The following is a 16,585-nucleotide window of genomic DNA, read 5'->3' on the forward strand; positions in this document are numbered from 1 at the left end:
CCGTTTGCGCCTCGATCCGACGCAGACTATCCCCGTGCCGACCGGCAGCGGCTTTCAGCCACGCCGCCGGACTATCGCATCGGTGCCCCTCGGGGCTTCAAACGGGAATATGGTGCAAATCCATAGCTGTCCCTGCAACTGTAAGCGGTGAGCGCGTGATGCCGGTTCCTGCAACAGGGAACAGCCACTGGAGCGATCCGGGAAGGCCGCATTGCCGACGCTTCGACCCGCGAGCCAGGAGACCTGCCAATGCGAGTCGCTCTTGCCGCGATCCAGGGGATGGTCATGGCCAGGATATATTGTATCATGCGAGCGACGCCATAGGGCGAACCTGAATCGGAACCCGACCCGGCGTGCGCCCGTCGACGGTGGGGGACGACCGCGACAGCGGAAGGTCGGCCTGAGTCGCAACGGCGCCGTTAAGGCATGATCCGCCCATGTCCGAAGTTTCCGCCCGACCATCGTTGAAGCGTCGCGTCACCCTGCTGATGGGCGCGCTGATCGTCGTGAATATCGCCGTCTGGGGCTGGGCGCTGAGCGTCTTTGCGGGCAACAGCCTGATGCTGGGCACGGCTTTGCTCGCCTACAGCCTGGGGCTGCGGCATGCAGTCGATGCCGATCACATCGCCGCCATCGACAATGTCACCCGCAAACTGATGCAGGACGGCCAGCGGCCGATCGCGGTCGGCCTGTGGTTCGCGATCGGCCATTCCGCCATCGTCCTGATCGCCGCGACCACCGTAGCTCTGGCCGCCAGCACCCTGTCCGACTTCGAGGCGTTCGGCCAGAGCGGCGGGACCATCGCCACCATCGTCTCGGCGAGTTTCCTGTTCGCCATTGCGATCATGAACCTGATCATCCTGCGCGATGTCTGGACCCGTTTCCGCCGCGTCGCGCGGGGCGAGCCGATGGCGGAGGCCGATGCCGACATGATGTTTTCGGGGCAGGGGCCTTTGTCGCGTCTGTTCCGGCCGCTGTTCCGGCTGATCCGGCGCAGCTGGCACATGGCGCCGCTGGGGTTCCTGTTCGGGCTGGGCTTCGACACCGCGACCGAGGTGGCGATCCTGGGCCTGTCGGGTTCGCACGCGGCGGACGGGGTGTCGCTGGCGACGATCCTGGTATTCCCGGTGCTGTTCGCGGTCGGCATGGCGTTGATCGACACCGCCGACGGGCTGGTGATGCTGGGCGCCTATGAGTGGGCGTTCGTCCATCCGCTGCGCAAGCTCTACTACAACATGACGATCACTCTGGTGTCTGCACTGGTCGCGCTGGTGATCGGCGGCATCCAGGCGACCGCGCTGCTCGCCGAGCGGTTCGGCTGGACGGCGGGGCCGTTCCGCTATGCGGGCGCGCTCGCCGAGCATTTCAACGTGCTGGGTTTCGCCATCGTCGGGCTGTTCGTGGTCTGCTGGGGCGCGAGCTTCCTCCTCTATCGCTGGCGCGGGTTTGCGGCGATGGAGGCGCGAATTGCCAAGCCCGGCGCGGCGGGATAAATGCCGCTGATCGGAGGGTGATAAGCCCTCCGAAGATCGCGCCGGTGCCCGCAAGGGCTTCAAACGGGAATGGGGTGCAAATCCCCGGCTGTCCCTGCAACTGTAAGCGGTGAGCGAGCGATGCTGGTGCTCCTATGAGGGCACGGCCACTGGAGTGATCCGGGAAGGCGCATCCTTTTGCTTCGACCCGCGAGCCAGGAGACCTGCCGGCGTCATGGTCGCTCTTGCCTGGACCCAGGGGGTGGTCGGGGCACGGTTCTCCGTCGGGGAGCGACGAAGCCATGCGGCCGGGGCCGCATCGGTCGCCGGTATAGCGGGGCGGACGCATACGACTGCGCCCGTCCGTCACCGCTCCGGCGATCGGCCCCGCGTCCGCGCTCGCTCGTCCGGCGCGTCGGAGAATTACCATGCGTGACCTTTCCAAGGTCCCCGTCACCATCGTCACCGGCTTTCTGGGCGCGGGCAAGACCACGCTTATCAGCCATCTGATCCGCAACGCTGGCGGCCGTCGCCTGGCGGTGGTCGTCAACGAATTCGGCACTTTGGGCGTCGACGGCGACATCCTCCAGTCTTGCGCGATCCCCGATTGCCCGGCGGAGAATATCGTCGAGCTGGCGAACGGCTGCATCTGCTGCACCGTCGCCGACGACTTCATCCCGACGGTCGAAAAGCTACTCGCGATGGAGCCGCGCCCCGATCACATCCTGATCGAAACCTCGGGTCTGGCGCTGCCCAAGCCGCTGCTGAAGGCCTTCGACTGGCCCGCCATCCGCTCGCGCATCACCGTCGACGGCGTGGTGGCGCTGGCCGATGCCGAAGCCGTCGCGGCGGGCCGCTTCGCCCCCGATCTGGACGCGGTCGAGGCACAGCGCGCCGCCGATCCCAGCCTCGACCATGAGACCCCGTTGTCGGAGGTGTTCGAGGACCAGCTGGCCTGCGCCGATATCGTCCTGCTGACCAAGGCGGACCTCGCCGGGCCGGAGGGTGTCGCCAAGGCGCGCGAAATCATCGCCGCCGAGGCGCCGCGCCCGCTGCCGATGGTCGAGGCGGTCGACGGCATCGTCTCCGCCGAGATCGTGCTGGGCCTGGAAGCCGCCGCCGAGGACGACATCGCCGCACGCCCTTCGCACCATGACGGCGCGGACGATCACGAGCATGACGATTTCGACAGCATCTCGGTGATGCTGGGCGAGGTGGAGAGCCCCGAGGCGATCGCCGCGCGGATCGTGACGCTGGCCGAACAGCAGGATATCCTGCGCGTGAAGGGCTATGCGGCGGTCGCGGGCAAGCCGATGCGGCTGCTGGTCCAGGCGGTCGGTCGCCGGGTGCGCACCAGCTATGACCGTCCCTGGGGCGCGGGCGAGCCGCGCGGCACGCAACTGGTCGTCATCGCCGAGCATGACCGCATCGACCGGCCTTCGATCGAGGCCGTGCTGAAGGGCTGAACACGTGCATCTCGTCTTTCGCGAGAGCCATGGGCTGGAGGAACAGGCCGTTCCACAGGATCTGGGGCAGCGCCCCGGTGACGTGGTCGTGCTGTCCTTCTCCGACAGCGACCTCAGCGCCTTTGCGGCGGGCTGGCGGGCGGGGGGATTTTCCTGGTCGCTGCGGCTCGCCAATCTGGCGGCCTTGGTCCATCCGCTGTCGGTCGACACCTATGTCGAGCAGACCCTGGCGCATGCGAAGGCGATCCTGATCCGGCTGATCGGCGGCGCGGCGTACTGGGAATACGGCCTGCGCGAGGTCGAGCGGCTGGGGCGCGAGCGGGGTATCGCGCTGGCGGTGCTGGCGGCGGATGGACGGGAGGACCGGCGGTTGATGGCGGCGTCGACCGTGGGGGAGGCGGTGGTGCGGCGGTTGACGGCGCTGTGCGATGCGGGTGGGGCTCAGGCGGCGGCTCTGGCTCTAAGCATATTGGCGGCGGAATCGCCTGCGGCCCTTGCCCCTCCCCAACCCCTCCCCCTGCCGGGAGAGGGGCTTTGAGGTGCCGCCCGTTGGCGGTTGGTGCCCGAACGGCCCGGCCTGCCCGGCCGCGACCCTGCTGACCACAACTCGCCCCCGCGTCCTCATCACCTTCTACCGCGCCTATCTCGCCGCCGCCGACCTCGAACCCATCGCCGCCCTTTATGCCGCCCTGGCCGAACGCGGCTTCGACCCCGTCGCCCTGTTCATCCCCTCGTTGAAGGCCGAGGGCGCAGGCCCCTGGGTCGCGCGCTGGGTCAAGGCTTTCACCCCCGCCGCGATCGTCAACGCCACCGCCTTCTCGGCACGCGGTGAGGACGACACCACCCCGCTCGACGGCGCGGGCGTGCCGGTGTTCCAGGTCGCGCTCGCCACCAGCGACCGGGCGGGCTGGGAGGGCGCCGCGCGCGGTCTGTCGCCCGCCGACCTCGCCATGCATGTCGTCCTGCCCGAAATCGACGGACGCCTGTTCGCGGGTGTGGTCAGCTTCAAGCAGCCGGGAGAGCGCGACCCCGACTTCGATATCGCGCTGCGCCTCCACCGCGCCGAGCCCGAGCGGATCGCGGCGGTGGCGGACAAGGTGGCGGGCTGGGTGAGGCTGGCGACGACCCCGGCCGCGGAGCGGCGGCTGGCCATCCTGCTGTCGACCTATCCGGGCAAGGACTGGCAGGCGGCGCATGCGGTGGGGCTGGACGGCTTCGCCTCGACGGCGGCGATCCTCGCCGATCTGCGCGAGGCGGGTTATGATGTGGAACCGCAGGCCGATCTGCCCGCCGCGCTGCTCAACAACCGGATCGCCTGGCCCGTCGCCGCCTATCGCGAGGCGCTGGCTACTCTTCCCGAAAGTCTGCGCGCCGACCTTGCCGAAAGCTGGGGCGCGGCGGAAGAGGATCCGCTGGTCCAGGGCGACCAGTTCCAATTCCCCGCCCTCATGCTCGGCAAGGCGATCGTCGCGCTCCAGCCCGAGCGCGGACGACGCGAGGCTCGGGCGGACGAGTATCACGACCTCTCGCGCTGTCCGCGCCATTCCTATGTCGCCTTCTATCTCTGGCTGCGTGCGCAGGGGATCGATGCGCTGATCCATGTCGGCGCGCATGGCACGTTGGAGTGGCTGCCCGGCAAGGCGGTCGCGCTGTCCGGCGCCTGCTGGCCCGAGGCGCTGACCCGCGACTGGCCGGTCCTCTATCCTTTCATCGTCAACGATCCGGGCGAGGCCGCACAGGCCAAGCGGCGGCTGGGCGCGGTGACGATCGGCCATGTCCCTCCGGTGCTGGTCCAGGCGGAGACCGGCGCGGGGCTGGGGCGGCTGGAGGCGCTGCTCGACGAATATGCCAATGCCGATGGCCTCGACCCCGCCCGCCGCGATCGGCTGCGCACCAGCATCGCCGAGGAGGCGGACAGCGTCGGCCTGGGCGAGACGCTGGGGCTGGCGGGGGCGGAGGATCCGCTCGCCCGGATCGACGCTTTCGTCTGCGATGTGAAGGACAGCCAGTTCGGCGAGGGGCTTCACGTCTTCGGGCGCGGTGAACAGGGCGCGGCGGAGCGGGCCGGGTTGCTCGCCGGGCTGGATGGAAAGCGCGTTCCGGCCGGGCCTTCGGGTTCGCCCTATCGCGGGCGCGCCGATGTGCTGCCCACGGGGCGCAACCTTTACGCCATCGATCCGCGCGCGGTGCCGAGCCGGGCCGCGCATCTTCAGGGCGTCAAGCTCGCCGAGGAACTGATCCGCCGCCATATGCAGGAGGAGGGCGATCACCTTCGCACCCTGATCGTCGATCTCTGGGGCTCGGCGACGATGCGCACGGCGGGCGAGGAATTCGCCATGGCGCTGCACCTGATCGGGGTCGAGCCGGTCTGGGACCATCGTTCCGAGCGGGTGACGGGGTTCGAGGTGATGCCGCTGATGCGCTTCGACCGGCCGCGCGTCGATGTGACGTTGCGCGTGTCGGGGCTGTTCCGCGATGCCTTCCCGCATCTGGTCGCGCTGTTCGGGCAGGCGGTGCGCGCGCTCGGCCAGCGGGACGAAACGGTCGAATGGAACCCGTTCGTTGGACAGGGGAGCCCGCGCGTCTACGGCCCCGCGCCGGGACGCTATGGCATCGGGCTGGATCCGAATGCGGGCTATGACGAGGCGGCACGGATCGAGGCGGGGCAGAGCTGGCTCGCCGCTTCGGCGACTGCGCTCGACGATGGCGACCGGCGCGATGCGGAGGGGATCGCGGCGCGGGTGGCGGCGGCGCAGGCGTTCGTCCATCTCCACGACCTGCCCGAAAGCGATCTTCTGCTCGCCGCCGATTATGCCGCGCATCAGGCGGGTTTCGCGGCGGCGCGCGTGGCTTTGGGGGAGGGCGCGGCGGCGCTCTATCATCTCGACACCCGCGACCCCGCCAGCCCCAAGGCGCGGACGCTGGCCGAGGAGATCGCACGCACCATCCATGCCCGCGCCGCCAATCCGCGCTGGGTCGAGGGGATGATGGTCCATGGCTTTCGGGGTGCGGCGGAGATTGCCGCGACGCTCGACCATCTGGGCAGCTTCGCGCATCTGGCGGAGGCGGTGCCCGCCGCGCTGATCGACCTGTATTGGGATGCGACTTTGGCGCAGGACGCGGTGCGCGACTTCATGGCGCAGGCAAACCCGGCGGCGTTGAAGGCGATGGAGGCGCGCTTCGCGGCGCTTCATGCTGCGGGGCTGTGGCCGACGCGGCGCAATTCGGTGCTCGCGATGCTGGACGGAGCGGCATGAGCGGCTTCGTGGTCAAGGGCTGGTGCCCCGATGCATTCCGGCCGATGATGGCGGGCGACGGGCTGCTGGTCCGCGTTCGCCCGCCGCTGGGACGGTTGACGGCGGAACAAGCCGAAGGGTTGTGCGCGGGCGCGATCCGCCACGGCAATGGCCAGATCGACCTGACGGCCCGTGCGAACCTACAAATCCGGGGGGTGACCGAGGCCGGCTGGCCCACGCTGTTGGCGGAGTTGCAGGCGTTGGGGCTGGTTGATCCCGATCCGGTGTCGGAGGGGCGGGGGGCGATTCTGATCAACCCGGATTGGCGTGAGGGCGACGATAGTCATGCCATCGCCAGCGAATTGCGGGCGCGTCTTGCCGAACTGCCCGAACTGCCGGGCAAGGTGGGCTTTATCATCGATGCGGGGCCGTCGCCGATAGTCATGGACGCGTCCGGGGATTTCCGTATCGAGAGGACCGCCACTGGCACCCTGGCGCTGCGTGGGGATGGGCGGTCGAGCGGTGTCGCCGTGACGCGGCCCAACGCGGTCGACGCCCTGATTCGGCTGGCGCACTGGTTCAGCGAAAGCGGCGGCTGCACGGCCGGGCGAATGACGCGTCACAAGGTGGCCCTGCCCGACTGGGCCCAAGGCGACGCCGTACCCGCATCCGGTAAAGCGATGCAGCCGGGCGCGCATCCGATCGGAGCGGTTTATGGACTGCCCTTCGGCCGGATCGACGCCGCATTACTGGCGGCGTTCGTTCGTTCGCATGGTTGCGCCCTTCGCCTTACCCCGTGGCGGCTGCTGATCGCGGAAGGCGTCGCCCCGGCCCCTGTCGCCGACATGCTGCTCGCCGACAGCCCGATCCTGCACGTCGATGCCTGTGTCGGCGCGCCCGCCTGTCCGCAGGCGAGTGTCGAAACGCGTGGGTTGGCCGTCCGGCTCGCACCGCTGATCGACGGCCACCTGCACGTCTCGGGTTGCGCGAAGGGCTGCGCACGGGCACGGGCGGCAGACTGGGTGCTGACCGGGCGGGAGGGGGCTTTCGATCTGGCCAGACATGCCCGCGCCGGGGCCGCGCCCCTTCACACCGGATTGACGCCCGAGCGGGCGGTCGCGCTTCTCGGAGCCTGTTGATGCCGTACACTTACGAAACCGATGGCGCGGCGATCTATCGCCAGTCCTTCGCCATCATCCGCGCCGAGGCGGAGCTGGCGCGCTTCGATGCGGAGGAAGAGCCGGTCGCGGTGCGCATGATCCATGCCGCCGGGCTGGTCGAGCTGGCGCCGTCGATCCATTTCTCGGCCGGTTTTGCGGTGGCGGGGCGGCAGGCGCTGGCGAACGGCGCGGCGATCCTGTGCGACGCGCATATGGTCAGCGAGGGGGTCACGCGTGCCCGGCTACCTGCCGACAATCCGGTGATCTGTACGCTGCGCGACCCTGCCGTGCCCGCGCTGGCCAAGGAGATGGGCACGACTCGCTCCGCCGCCGCGCTGGAGCTGTGGCGGCCCTATCTGGCGGGCGCGCTGGTGGCGATCGGCAATGCGCCGACCGCGCTCTTCCATCTGCTGACCATGCTGGAAGACCCCGGCTGCCCACGCCCGGCGGCGATCATCGGCTGTCCGGTCGGTTTCGTCGGCGCGATGGAGTCGAAGGACGCGCTGTGGGAAGCCCAGCCGGTGCCGTGCGCCATTGTGAAGGGCCGCCCCGGCGGCAGCGCGATCACGGTGGCGGCGATCAACGCGCTGGCGAGCCGCGCCGAATGACGGGGACCGTTCACGGTGTGGGCCTGGGGCCGGGCGCGGCGGATCTGATGAGCGTCCGCGCCGATCGCCTCGTGCGCGGGGCGCGGCATGTCGCCTATTTCCGCAAGGCCGGACGGCGCGGCCATGCGCGCACCATCGTCGAGGGCATGCTCCGCGACGACGTGGTCGAATATCCGATGGACTATCCGGTCACGACCGAGATCCTGTTCACCGACCCGCGCTACAATGAGTGCCTGTCCGCCTTCTATGCACAGTGCACCGCGCATATCCTTTCGCTGGTGCAGGGCGGCGAGGATGTGGTGGTGCTGTGCGAGGGCGATCCGTTCTTCTACGGCTCGTTCATGCACTTGCACAGCCGCTTGAAGGATCACGCCCCCGTCGCGGTGGTGCCCGGCATCACTGGCATGTCGGGCGCCTGGACCGCCAGCGGCGCGCCGATTACCTGGGGCGACGATGTGCTGACGGTCGCGATGGCGACCTTGCCCGAGCCGGAGCTGACCCGCCGCATCGCCGAGACCGACGCGCTGGTCGTGATGAAGATCGGCCGCCACTTGCCCAAGCTGCGCCGCGCGATCGCGGCGGCGGGACGGACCGAGCAGGCCTGGCTGGTCGAACATGCCGCCCAGGCCGGGGAGCGCGTGCGCCGACTGGCAGAGGTGGAGGATGCTCCCGCCCCCTATTTCTCGATCGCGCTGATCCACGGACAGGGACGGCGGCCATGAGCGGCTGGCTGATCGTCGTCGGACTCGGGCCGGGCGCGGAGGCGATGGTCACGCCCGAGGTATCGGCGGCGCTCGCCGAGGCGACCGATGTCGTCGGCTATATCCCCTATGTCGCGCGCGTGCCCGAGCGGCCCGGCCTGACCCGCCATGCCAGCGACAACCGGGTCGAGCGCGACCGCGCGCTCCATGCGCTGGAGATGGCGGAGGCAGGCTGCCGCGTCGTCGTCGTATCCTCGGGCGATCCGGGGGTGTTCGCGATGGCGGCGGCGATCTTCGAGCGGGTGGAGGAAGATGCCACCCGCTGGCACGACCTCGACATCCGCGTGCTGCCCGGCATCACCGCGATGCTGGCGGCGAGCGCGCGGGCGGGCGCGCCGCTGGGCCATGATTTCTGCGCGATCAACCTCTCCGACAATCTCAAACCCCAGGCGTTGATCGAGCGGCGGCTGGCGCTGGCGGCGGAGGCGGATTTCGCCATCGCGCTCTACAATCCCCGGTCCAAGGCGCGGCCCGACGCGCTGGATGCGGCCTTTGCGTTGCTGCGCGAGACATGCGGGGATGACCGCCCGGTGCTGTTCGCACGCGCCGTCTCCACACCCGAGGAGCATTTGCGCATCGTACCCCTGCCGGAAGCGCGGGGCGAGATGGCCGATATGCGCACCGTCGTCATCATCGGCTCCAGCCGCACGCGGATGATCCCGCACGCCGGACGGCCGATCCTCTACACCCCCCGGACGACGCCGTGATCCAGCCAGTCCAGCACGGCCGCGACGCTGTCGACCTGCGGGCGGGGCGGAATGAAGGGCCGGTCGATCATAACGACCGGCAGCCCGATTTCGCGCGCCGCGTCGAGCTTCGCCCGTGCGCCGGTGCCGCCCGCATTCTTGGCGACCACTACTTGAATCCGGTGTTCACCCAGCAGCGCCAGTTCGCCAGCCAGCGTGAAGGGGCCTCGGTCCACGACCAGATGGTGGCGGGGCAGCGCGGGCGGTGCGGCGGCATCGACGAAGCGCAGCAGGTAGAAATGCTGCGCCGCGCTGGCGAAGTCGCCGATGGTCTGACGCCCGAGCGCCAGGAAGACGCGCGCCGGATCGGAGCCGAGCGCGCCTACCGCCTGTTCGGTATCCGCCACGTGGGTCCAGCGGTCGCCGGGCGTTTCCACCCATTTGGACCGGGTCAGCGCGAGAAGGGGCACGCCCGCCAACTCCGCCGCCGCAATCGCGTTGGCGCTGATCCGCGCGGCGAAGGGATGGGTGGCGTCGACCAGATGGGTCACGCCTTCGCGGCGCATATGGTCGGCCAGCCCCTCGATACCGCCGAACCCGCCGATCCGCGTCGGGATTGCCTGTGCGCGTGGAGCCTCGGTCCGACCCGCATAGCTCAGCACCGCGCGTTCGCCGCGCGCCGCCAGCGCGGTGGCCAGGGCGCTCGCCTCGGTCGTGCCGCCGAGCAGAAGGATGTGGCGCATGGCTGACTCCCAGGCGTGGCTGACGATCGTCGGGATCGGCGAGGATGGCTGGGACGGCCTGACCGCCCCCGCGCGCGCCGCGATCCTGGCGGCCGATAGCGTGATGGGCGCGCCGCGTCACCTGTCGCTGCTGGCTGAGCAGGGCCGGGCCGAACGGATCGTCTGGCCCGTCCCCTTTGCCGATGGTGTTCCCATGCTGCTCGAACGGAAGGCTGAGCGGGTGGTGATGCTCGCCTCGGGCGATCCCTTCTGGTTCGGGGCGGGGTCGGTGGTGACACGGGCGATGGAGCCGGGCGAGTGGGTCGCCTATCCGGCCCCGTCCACCCTGTCGCTGGCGGCGGCGCGGCTGGGCTGGCCGGTCGAGACGATCCACAGCGTCGGACTGCACGCGCGGCCCGTCGAGACGCTGCGTCCGCATCTGGCACCGGGGCAGCGGATCCTGGCGCTGATGCGCGATGGCGCTTCGGTGACGGGGCTGGCCGCCTGGCTGGCCGAGCAGGGCTTCGGTGACAGCGCACTGACCGTGCTGGAGGCGCTGGGCGGTCCGCGCGAGCGGGTGCGGGCCTGCACGGCGGACGCACTCGACTGGACCGACATCGCCCACCCGGTCGCGGTGGCGATCGAGCCTGCCGGGGCGGGCCGTATCCTGCCGCGTGCGAATGGCCTGGACGATGACTGGTTCGCGCATGACGGACAGATCACGAAGCGCCCCGTCCGCGCGCTGGCGCTCTCGGCGCTCGCCCCGCGACCGGGCGAGTTGCTGTGGGACATCGGCACGGGATCGGGATCGGTCGCGATCGAATGGCTGCTGAGCGACCCGACCACCCGCGCCATCGGTTTCGAGCGCGACCCCGTGCGCCTCGTCCGCGCCGCCGACAATGCCGCGCGGCTGGGCCTGACCCGGCTGGACCTGATCGAGGGTGATGCGGTTTCGGGGCTGGCCGAGCGTCCGCGTCCCGATGCGGTGTTCGTCGGCGGCGGCTTGTCGCGACCACTGGTCGAGGCGCTGCGGACGCTGCCGCGCTGTCGCCTGGTCGCGCACGCCGTCACGCTGGAGACCGAGGCTTTGCTGGCCGAATGCCATGCCCGTTATGGCGGGGAGCTACTGCGCATCGAACTGGCGCGCGCACGACCGCTCGGCACCAAGCGGGGGTGGAAGGCGAGCTATCCCATCGTGCAGTGGCGGGTAGCATGGTGATCGCCGGTTTCGGATGCCGGGCGGAGGCGACCTCCGAGTCCTTCCGCAGCGCGCTGACCGCCACCGGCGTGCGCCCCGATGCGCTGGCCGTGCCCGCTGACCGGGCCGGGTTGATCGCGCCCTTTGCCGAGGCGGAGGGGCTGGCCGTCCACTCCGTCGCCGCCGACCTGCTGTCAGGCATCGACACCCCGACCCGCTCGACCGTCAGCCTGGCCGCACGCGGGGTCGGCAGCGTGGCCGAAGCCGTCGCGCTGGCCGCCGTCGGACCGGGCGCGCGGATCGTCGGCCTGCGTGTAATTTCCTCCGACCGCATGGCGACCTGCGCCATTGCCCAGGGACATTGAGATGACCGTTCACTTCATCGGCGCCGGACCCGGCGCCCCCGACCTGCTGACCCTGCGGGGCCGCGATCTGATCGCCGCCTGCCCGGTCTGCCTCTATGCCGGATCGCTGGTGCCGGAGGCGGTGCTGGCCCATTGCCCGCCGGATGCGAAGATCGTGAACACCGCGCCGATGACGCTCGATGAGATCATGGCCGAGATTGCGGACGCCCATGGCAAGGGCCAGGACGTGGCCCGGCTCCATTCCGGCGACCTGTCGGTCTGGTCGGCGATGGGTGAGCAGGTGCGGCGTTTGCGCGAACTGGGCATCCCCGTCTCGGTAACGCCGGGCGTGCCGTCCTTCGCGGCAGCGGCGGCGGTGCTGGAAAGCGAGCTGACCCTCCCCGGCATCGCGCAATCGGTGATCCTGACCCGCACCCCCGGCCGCGCCAGCGCCATGCCGGAGGGCGAATCGCTGAGCGCCTTCGCTGCGACCGGCGCGACGCTGGCCATCCATCTGTCGATCCACAATCTGGACAAGGTGGTGGCCGACCTGACCCCGCATTATGGTGCCGACTGCCCGGTCGCGATCGTCTGGCGCGCCAGCTGGCCCGAGCAGCGTATCGTCCGCGCGACACTCGCCACCATCGCGGAGGCCGCCGCCGATGGGCCGGAGCGAACCGCGCTGATCCTGGTCGGCCGCGTGCTCGATCAGAGCGATTTTGCCGAGAGCCGCTTATATGCGGAGGGCTATGACCGCCGCTATCGTCCTGGGAACAGCGTAGAATGACGCCGGGTCTGATGATCGCCGCGCCCGCCTCGGGCACCGGCAAGACGACGGTGATGCTGGGCCTGCTCCGCGCGTTTCGCGACGCGGGGCTGGCCGTGCAGCCGTTCAAGAGCGGCCCCGACTATATCGACCCCGCCTTCCACCGTGCGGCCTGCGGGCGGGCATCGTTCAATCTCGACGGCTGGGCGATGCCGGCGACGCTGCTCGATACGCTGGGGCAGCGAGGGGCGGATGCCGAGCTGGTGCTGGCGGAAGGTTCGATGGGTCTGTTCGACGGCGTCGCCAAGCCGGGCGCAACCGGCATGGGCAGCAGTGCCGAGACGGCCAGGCGCATGGGCTGGCCGGTGATCCTGGTCATCGACGTATCGGGACAGGCGCAATCGGCGGCGGCGACCGCGCTGGGCTTTGCGCGCTACGATCCCGAATTGCGGGTGGCGGGCGTCATCCTCAACCGGGTGGCGAGCCCGCGTCATGAGCGGCTGGCGAAGCTGGGTTTCGAGGAGATCGGCCTGCCGGTCTTCGGCGCGCTGCCCCGGCGCGGCGACCTGGTCCTGCCCGAGCGGCATCTGGGGCTGGTGCAGGCGGTCGAGCATCCCGAACTCGACCGGCTGATCGGCGACTATGCGGCGTTTCTGGCGGCGCATGTCGATCTGGAGGCGGTTCGCGCGGCGGCCTATGCCAGGCCCGTCACGCCTGCGTCCGGCACCCTGCCGCCACCGCCCGCGCAGCGGATCGCGCTGGCGCAGGATGCGGCCTTTTCCTTTGTTTATCCGCATATGCTGGAGGGCTGGCGCGCAGGCGGGGCGGAGATATTGCCCTTCTCGCCGCTCGCCGACGAAGCCCCCGATGCCTCGGCCGATCTGGTCTGGCTGCCCGGCGGCTATCCCGAGCTTCATGCCGGACGACTGGCGGCGGCGGAGACGTTCCGCGCCGGTCTCGCCGCCCATGCCGCGACCAAGCCGATCCATGGCGAGTGCGGTGGCTATATGGCGTTGGGCGAGGCGCTGATCGATGCGGAGGGTGTCAGCCACCGCATGGCCGGTCTGCTCGGCCTCGTGACCAGCTATGCCAAGCGCAAGATGCATCTCGGCTATCGCCGCGCGACCCTGCTCGGCGAGGTGGCCGGGATGCCCGAGGGCGCGGTGCTGGGCGGGCATGAATTTCATTACTCGACCGTGCTCGAACAGCCCGATGCAGCCCTTGCCCATGTCGTGGATGCGCAAGGCGAGGCGGTGCCCGAAACCGGATCGCGGCGGGGGGCTGTGACCGGCACTTTCTTCCATCTGGTGGCGCGTTGGTGGTGATTGGGGTGGTGAGTGGGGTGGTGAGCGGGTTCGTCTCCCTTGTCGGCGCGGGGCCGGGCGATCCGGAACTGTTGACGCTGAAGGCGGTGCGCTGTCTGGGCGCGGCCGATGTCGTGCTGTTCGACGATCTCGCCGCCGGGCCGATGCTGAGCCATTGCCGCGCCGACGCCGAACTGATCGCGGTCGGCAAGCGGGCGGGCCGTACCTCGCCCAAGCAGGGCGAGATCGACCGGCTGCTGGTCGATCACGCGCTGAGCGGCAAGCGCGTCGTCCGGCTGAAGTCCGGCGATCCGGGTATCTTCGGGCGGCTGGAGGAAGAGATCATCGCCCTGAAGGCCGCCGCCATTCCCTTCGAGATCGTCCCCGGCGTCAGCACGGCGAGCGCGGCGGCGGCGGCGGCGGGCCTGCCGCTGACCCGGCGGTCCGAGGCGCGGCGGGTGCAGTTCGTGACCGGCCATGACGTCACGGGCGCGCTGCCCGCCGACCGCAACATGGCGGCGCTGGCGGATGCGGGTGCGACGACCGTGGTGTTCATGCCGAAGCGGACATTCCCCGCGCTGGTCGAGGCGCTGGTCGCCCATGGCCTGTCGCCGGAAACCCCCGCGCTGATGGCCGAGCATGTCGGCTGCTCCGACCAGCGGCTGACCCGCGCGACGATCGGTGCGCTGGCCGCGCAACTGGCGCAAGGCGTGTCGGACAAGGCCGCGCTGATCCTCTACGGCCCGCTGATGGAGGATCTGTGATCCATCTCGACCTGATCGGCATCGGCACGGGCAACCCCGATCACCTGACCCGCGCGGCGGAGACGGCGATGCGGAGCGCCGACCTGATTCTGCTGCCGCGCAAGGAAGACAAGGCCGAGCTGATCGACCTGCGCCGCGACATCTGTGCGCAGGTGCTGGCGGGCACAAGCGTGCAGGTGGTCGAGTTCGACCTGCCGGTACGGGCCGTCGAGGGCGCTTATCTCGATACGGTCGAGCATTGGCACGATGCGATCGCCGAACGCTGGGCGGCGGAGATCGCGGCGCATCTGCCGCGCGGCGGGCGGGTGGCGCTGCTCGTCTGGGGCGATCCGTCTCTTTACGACAGCACGATCCGGATCACGCGGCGGCTGGTCGCGGTGGAGCGGGTCACGGTGGTGCCGGGGATCACCAGCCTGCAACTGCTCTGCGCCGCGCACGCCATTCCGTTCAACGCGGTCGGCGCGCCGGTGATGGTGACGACCGGGCGCCGCCTGCGCGAGGGCGGCTGGCCCGAGGGAGCGGACAGCGTGGCGGTGATGCTCGACGGCGGCTGTGCGTTCACCACGCTGGATCAGCCGGATGCGGTGATCTGGTGGGGAGCATATCTCGGCATGGCGCAGGAGGCGGTCGAGGCCGGGCGGCTGGTCGATGTGGCGGATCGGATCGTGGCGCGCCGCGCCGAACTGCGGCGGGTCCATGGGTGGATCATGGATGTGTATCTGCTGCGGCGGGGTAGGGATTTGGTGGGGGAGGAGGCGTGATAGAGCCCGTCGTTCTGCCACGCACCGCTCCCCTCCCGCAGGCGAGTTGCGGGTCGGCCATGCCCCCGGCATGGCCTGAACGATGCGGGGCATCGTTCACCCGCAACTGGGCTGGGGGAGGGCCTTGCCCCAAGCCGTGTCGCCCGTGGCTTAGCCCCCACCCCAAACCCCTCCCCCCTGCCGGGAGGAGGGGCTTAGAACTCGATCCCTTTCTGTGCCTTCACGCCCTGTTCGCGGAAGGGATGCTTCACCTGCGTCATGTCCGTCACCAGATCCGCCGCCTCGATCAGCGCGTCGGGCGCATTCCGGCCGGTAATGACGACATGCGTCATCGCGCCTTTGGTCGCCAGCACCTCCAGCACCTCGTCCAACGGCAGATAGTCATAGCGCAGTACAATGTTCAGCTCGTCGGCGACGATCAGGTCGTAGGACGGGTCGGCGATCATGCGCTTGACCTCTTCCCACGCGGTGCGCGCGGTGGCGATGTCGCGACTGCGGTCCTGGGTGTTCCAGGTGAAGCCTTCGCCCATCGCGTGGAAATCCACCTCGGGAAAGCGCGCCAGCACCGCCGCCTCGCCGGTGGTCATCGCGCCCTTCACGAACTGGACCATGCCCACGCGCATGCCGTGGCCGACCGCACGCATCACCATACCGAGTGCGGCGGTCGTCTTGCCCTTGCCCTTGCCGGTATGGACGATGATCAGGCCCTTTTCGGCGTCGCGGGCGGCGACCTTGCTGTCCTGCGCGGCTTTCTTCTTGGCCATGCGCTCGGCATGTTCGGCGTCGGTTCGCATCATTTCTCTCCTGAAAGCCGCAAGGGTAGCCCCGCCACTACCAGATCGGTCGCATCGCACACCCGCGCCAGCCGCTGGTTGAGCGTGCCTTGCGCATCCCGGAAGCGCCGGGCGAGCGCATTGTCGGGGACGATGCCGAAGCCGACCTCGTTGCTGACCAGCACCACCGGGCCGGGTGCGTTTGCCAGCGCTGCGACCAGCGCGTCGCCCGCCGCCGCCAGATCGGCTTCCCCCAGCAACAAATTGGTCAGCCATAGCGTCAGGCAGTCGACCAGCAGCACCCGGTCGGCCCGGCTATGCTCGGCGACAGCTTCCGGCAGGGCCATGGGCGCTTCGACGGTCATCCAGCGTTCGTCGCGATCGGCCTGGTGCCGGGCGATCCGGTCGCGCATCTCGTCGTCCCAGGCCTGCGCGGTAGCGATGAAGCAGCCGGTGGGCGTCATCGCTTCGGCCAGCGCCTGCGCATGGCGGCTCTTGCCCGACCGGGCGCCGCCGAGGACCAACAGGGTGCGGGGCTTCGTCATGCCGGTCCGCATCGCGGGA

The 16,585-nt window shown here is 69.9% G+C and carries 17 protein-coding genes and 2 riboswitches; of the genes, 14 read left to right on the forward strand and 3 right to left on the reverse strand.

The features are described 5' to 3' along the window. Positions 1-63 precede the first annotated feature (63 nt). Positions 64-265: riboswitch (cobalamin riboswitch) on the forward strand. A gap of 172 nt (positions 266-437) precedes the next feature. The 8 genes from GGQ89_RS12370 (at position 438) to cobJ (ending at position 9,410) form a co-directional block, all read left to right on the forward strand. Then, the gene (locus tag GGQ89_RS12370) at positions 438-1,493 is read left to right on the forward strand and encodes a HoxN/HupN/NixA family nickel/cobalt transporter (RefSeq protein WP_184106004.1); all 1,056 of its coding nucleotides are present in this window, start codon (positions 438-440) and stop codon (positions 1,491-1,493) included. Positions 1,494-1,518: 25 nt separating this feature from the next. Next, a riboswitch (cobalamin riboswitch) is annotated at positions 1,519-1,718 on the forward strand. A 182-nt stretch (positions 1,719-1,900) separates the two neighbouring features. Beyond that, a complete protein-coding gene (gene cobW / locus GGQ89_RS12375) occupies positions 1,901-2,938 on the forward strand; it encodes a cobalamin biosynthesis protein CobW (protein WP_184106005.1) in 1,038 nt (345 codons plus the stop codon). A 4-nt stretch (positions 2,939-2,942) separates the two neighbouring features. After that, positions 2,943-3,476: a hypothetical protein gene (locus GGQ89_RS20040; protein WP_244955786.1), complete on the forward strand. Its 534-nt coding sequence runs from the start codon at positions 2,943-2,945 to the stop codon at positions 3,474-3,476. Position 3,477: 1 nt separating this feature from the next. Next, positions 3,478-6,195, forward strand: a complete 2,718-nt coding sequence (gene cobN / locus GGQ89_RS12380) for a cobaltochelatase subunit CobN (protein ID WP_342354523.1) — start codon at positions 3,478-3,480, stop codon at positions 6,193-6,195. Next, positions 6,192-7,313, forward strand: coding sequence for a cobalamin biosynthesis protein CobG (locus GGQ89_RS12385; RefSeq protein WP_184106006.1), 1,122 nt, complete (start codon positions 6,192-6,194; stop codon positions 7,311-7,313). Before cobN ends, GGQ89_RS12385 begins: the two co-directional genes overlap by 4 nt. Then, complete coding sequence (locus GGQ89_RS12390) at positions 7,313-7,942, forward strand: precorrin-8X methylmutase (protein ID WP_184106007.1); 630 nt, start codon at positions 7,313-7,315, stop codon at positions 7,940-7,942. Before GGQ89_RS12385 ends, GGQ89_RS12390 begins: the two co-directional genes overlap by 1 nt. Beyond that, the gene (locus tag GGQ89_RS12395; protein ID WP_184106008.1) at positions 7,939-8,664 is read left to right on the forward strand and encodes a precorrin-2 C(20)-methyltransferase; all 726 of its coding nucleotides are present in this window, start codon (positions 7,939-7,941) and stop codon (positions 8,662-8,664) included. Before GGQ89_RS12390 ends, GGQ89_RS12395 begins: the two co-directional genes overlap by 4 nt. Next, positions 8,661-9,410, forward strand: a complete 750-nt coding sequence (gene cobJ / locus GGQ89_RS12400; protein WP_184106009.1) for a precorrin-3B C(17)-methyltransferase — start codon at positions 8,661-8,663, stop codon at positions 9,408-9,410. Before GGQ89_RS12395 ends, cobJ begins: the two co-directional genes overlap by 4 nt. Here cobJ and GGQ89_RS12405 read toward each other — a convergent pair. Then, positions 9,386-10,132, reverse strand: a complete 747-nt coding sequence (locus GGQ89_RS12405) for a cobalt-precorrin-6A reductase (RefSeq protein ID WP_184106010.1) — start codon at positions 10,130-10,132, stop codon at positions 9,386-9,388. The two genes, cobJ and GGQ89_RS12405, sit on opposite strands and share 25 nt — an antisense overlap. On the opposite strand from GGQ89_RS12405, the gene cbiE reads away from it, so the two are divergent. Genes cbiE through cobF form a run of 6 tightly spaced genes read left to right on the forward strand, consistent with a single transcriptional unit; the run spans position 10,131 to position 15,248 of the window. After that, on the forward strand, positions 10,131-11,330 hold the full coding sequence (gene cbiE / locus GGQ89_RS12410; RefSeq protein WP_184106011.1) for a precorrin-6y C5,15-methyltransferase (decarboxylating) subunit CbiE: 1,200 nt from the start codon (positions 10,131-10,133) through the stop codon (positions 11,328-11,330). The two genes, GGQ89_RS12405 and cbiE, sit on opposite strands and share 2 nt — an antisense overlap. After that, positions 11,324-11,674 (forward strand): cobalamin biosynthesis protein, encoded by a 351-nt coding sequence (locus tag GGQ89_RS12415; RefSeq protein ID WP_184106012.1) that lies wholly within the window; start codon positions 11,324-11,326, stop codon positions 11,672-11,674. Before cbiE ends, GGQ89_RS12415 begins: the two co-directional genes overlap by 7 nt. 1 nt (position 11,675) lies before the next feature. Beyond that, positions 11,676-12,440, forward strand: a complete 765-nt coding sequence (gene cobM / locus GGQ89_RS12420; protein ID WP_184106013.1) for a precorrin-4 C(11)-methyltransferase — start codon at positions 11,676-11,678, stop codon at positions 12,438-12,440. Then, positions 12,437-13,744 (forward strand): cobyrinic acid a,c-diamide synthase CobB, encoded by a 1,308-nt coding sequence (locus GGQ89_RS12425; protein ID WP_184106014.1) that lies wholly within the window; start codon positions 12,437-12,439, stop codon positions 13,742-13,744. The genes cobM and GGQ89_RS12425 overlap by 4 nt, the downstream gene beginning before the upstream one ends. Before the next feature lie 20 nt (positions 13,745-13,764). Next, positions 13,765-14,487 (forward strand): uroporphyrinogen-III C-methyltransferase, encoded by a 723-nt coding sequence (gene cobA, locus GGQ89_RS12430; protein WP_184106015.1) that lies wholly within the window; start codon positions 13,765-13,767, stop codon positions 14,485-14,487. Further along, complete coding sequence (cobF, locus tag GGQ89_RS12435) at positions 14,484-15,248, forward strand: precorrin-6A synthase (deacetylating) (protein WP_184106016.1); 765 nt, start codon at positions 14,484-14,486, stop codon at positions 15,246-15,248. Before cobA ends, cobF begins: the two co-directional genes overlap by 4 nt. A gap of 194 nt (positions 15,249-15,442) precedes the next feature. Here the strand turns inward: cobF and cobO are convergent, their stop codons facing one another. Both cobO and cobU read right to left on the reverse strand, forming a co-directional pair. Further along, complete coding sequence (gene cobO, locus GGQ89_RS12440) at positions 15,443-16,042, reverse strand: cob(I)yrinic acid a,c-diamide adenosyltransferase (RefSeq protein ID WP_380773162.1); 600 nt, start codon at positions 16,040-16,042, stop codon at positions 15,443-15,445. Further along, positions 16,042-16,566 carry a bifunctional adenosylcobinamide kinase/adenosylcobinamide-phosphate guanylyltransferase gene (gene cobU, locus GGQ89_RS12445; RefSeq protein ID WP_184106018.1) on the reverse strand — a complete coding sequence of 175 codons (525 nt, stop codon included), beginning with the start codon at positions 16,564-16,566 and terminating at the stop codon, positions 16,042-16,044. The genes cobO and cobU overlap by 1 nt, the downstream gene beginning before the upstream one ends. Positions 16,567-16,585 lie beyond the last annotated feature (19 nt).

The organism is Sphingomonas yabuuchiae, from assembly GCF_014199595.1.
GTDB lineage: Bacteria > Pseudomonadota > Alphaproteobacteria > Sphingomonadales > Sphingomonadaceae > Sphingomonas > Sphingomonas yabuuchiae.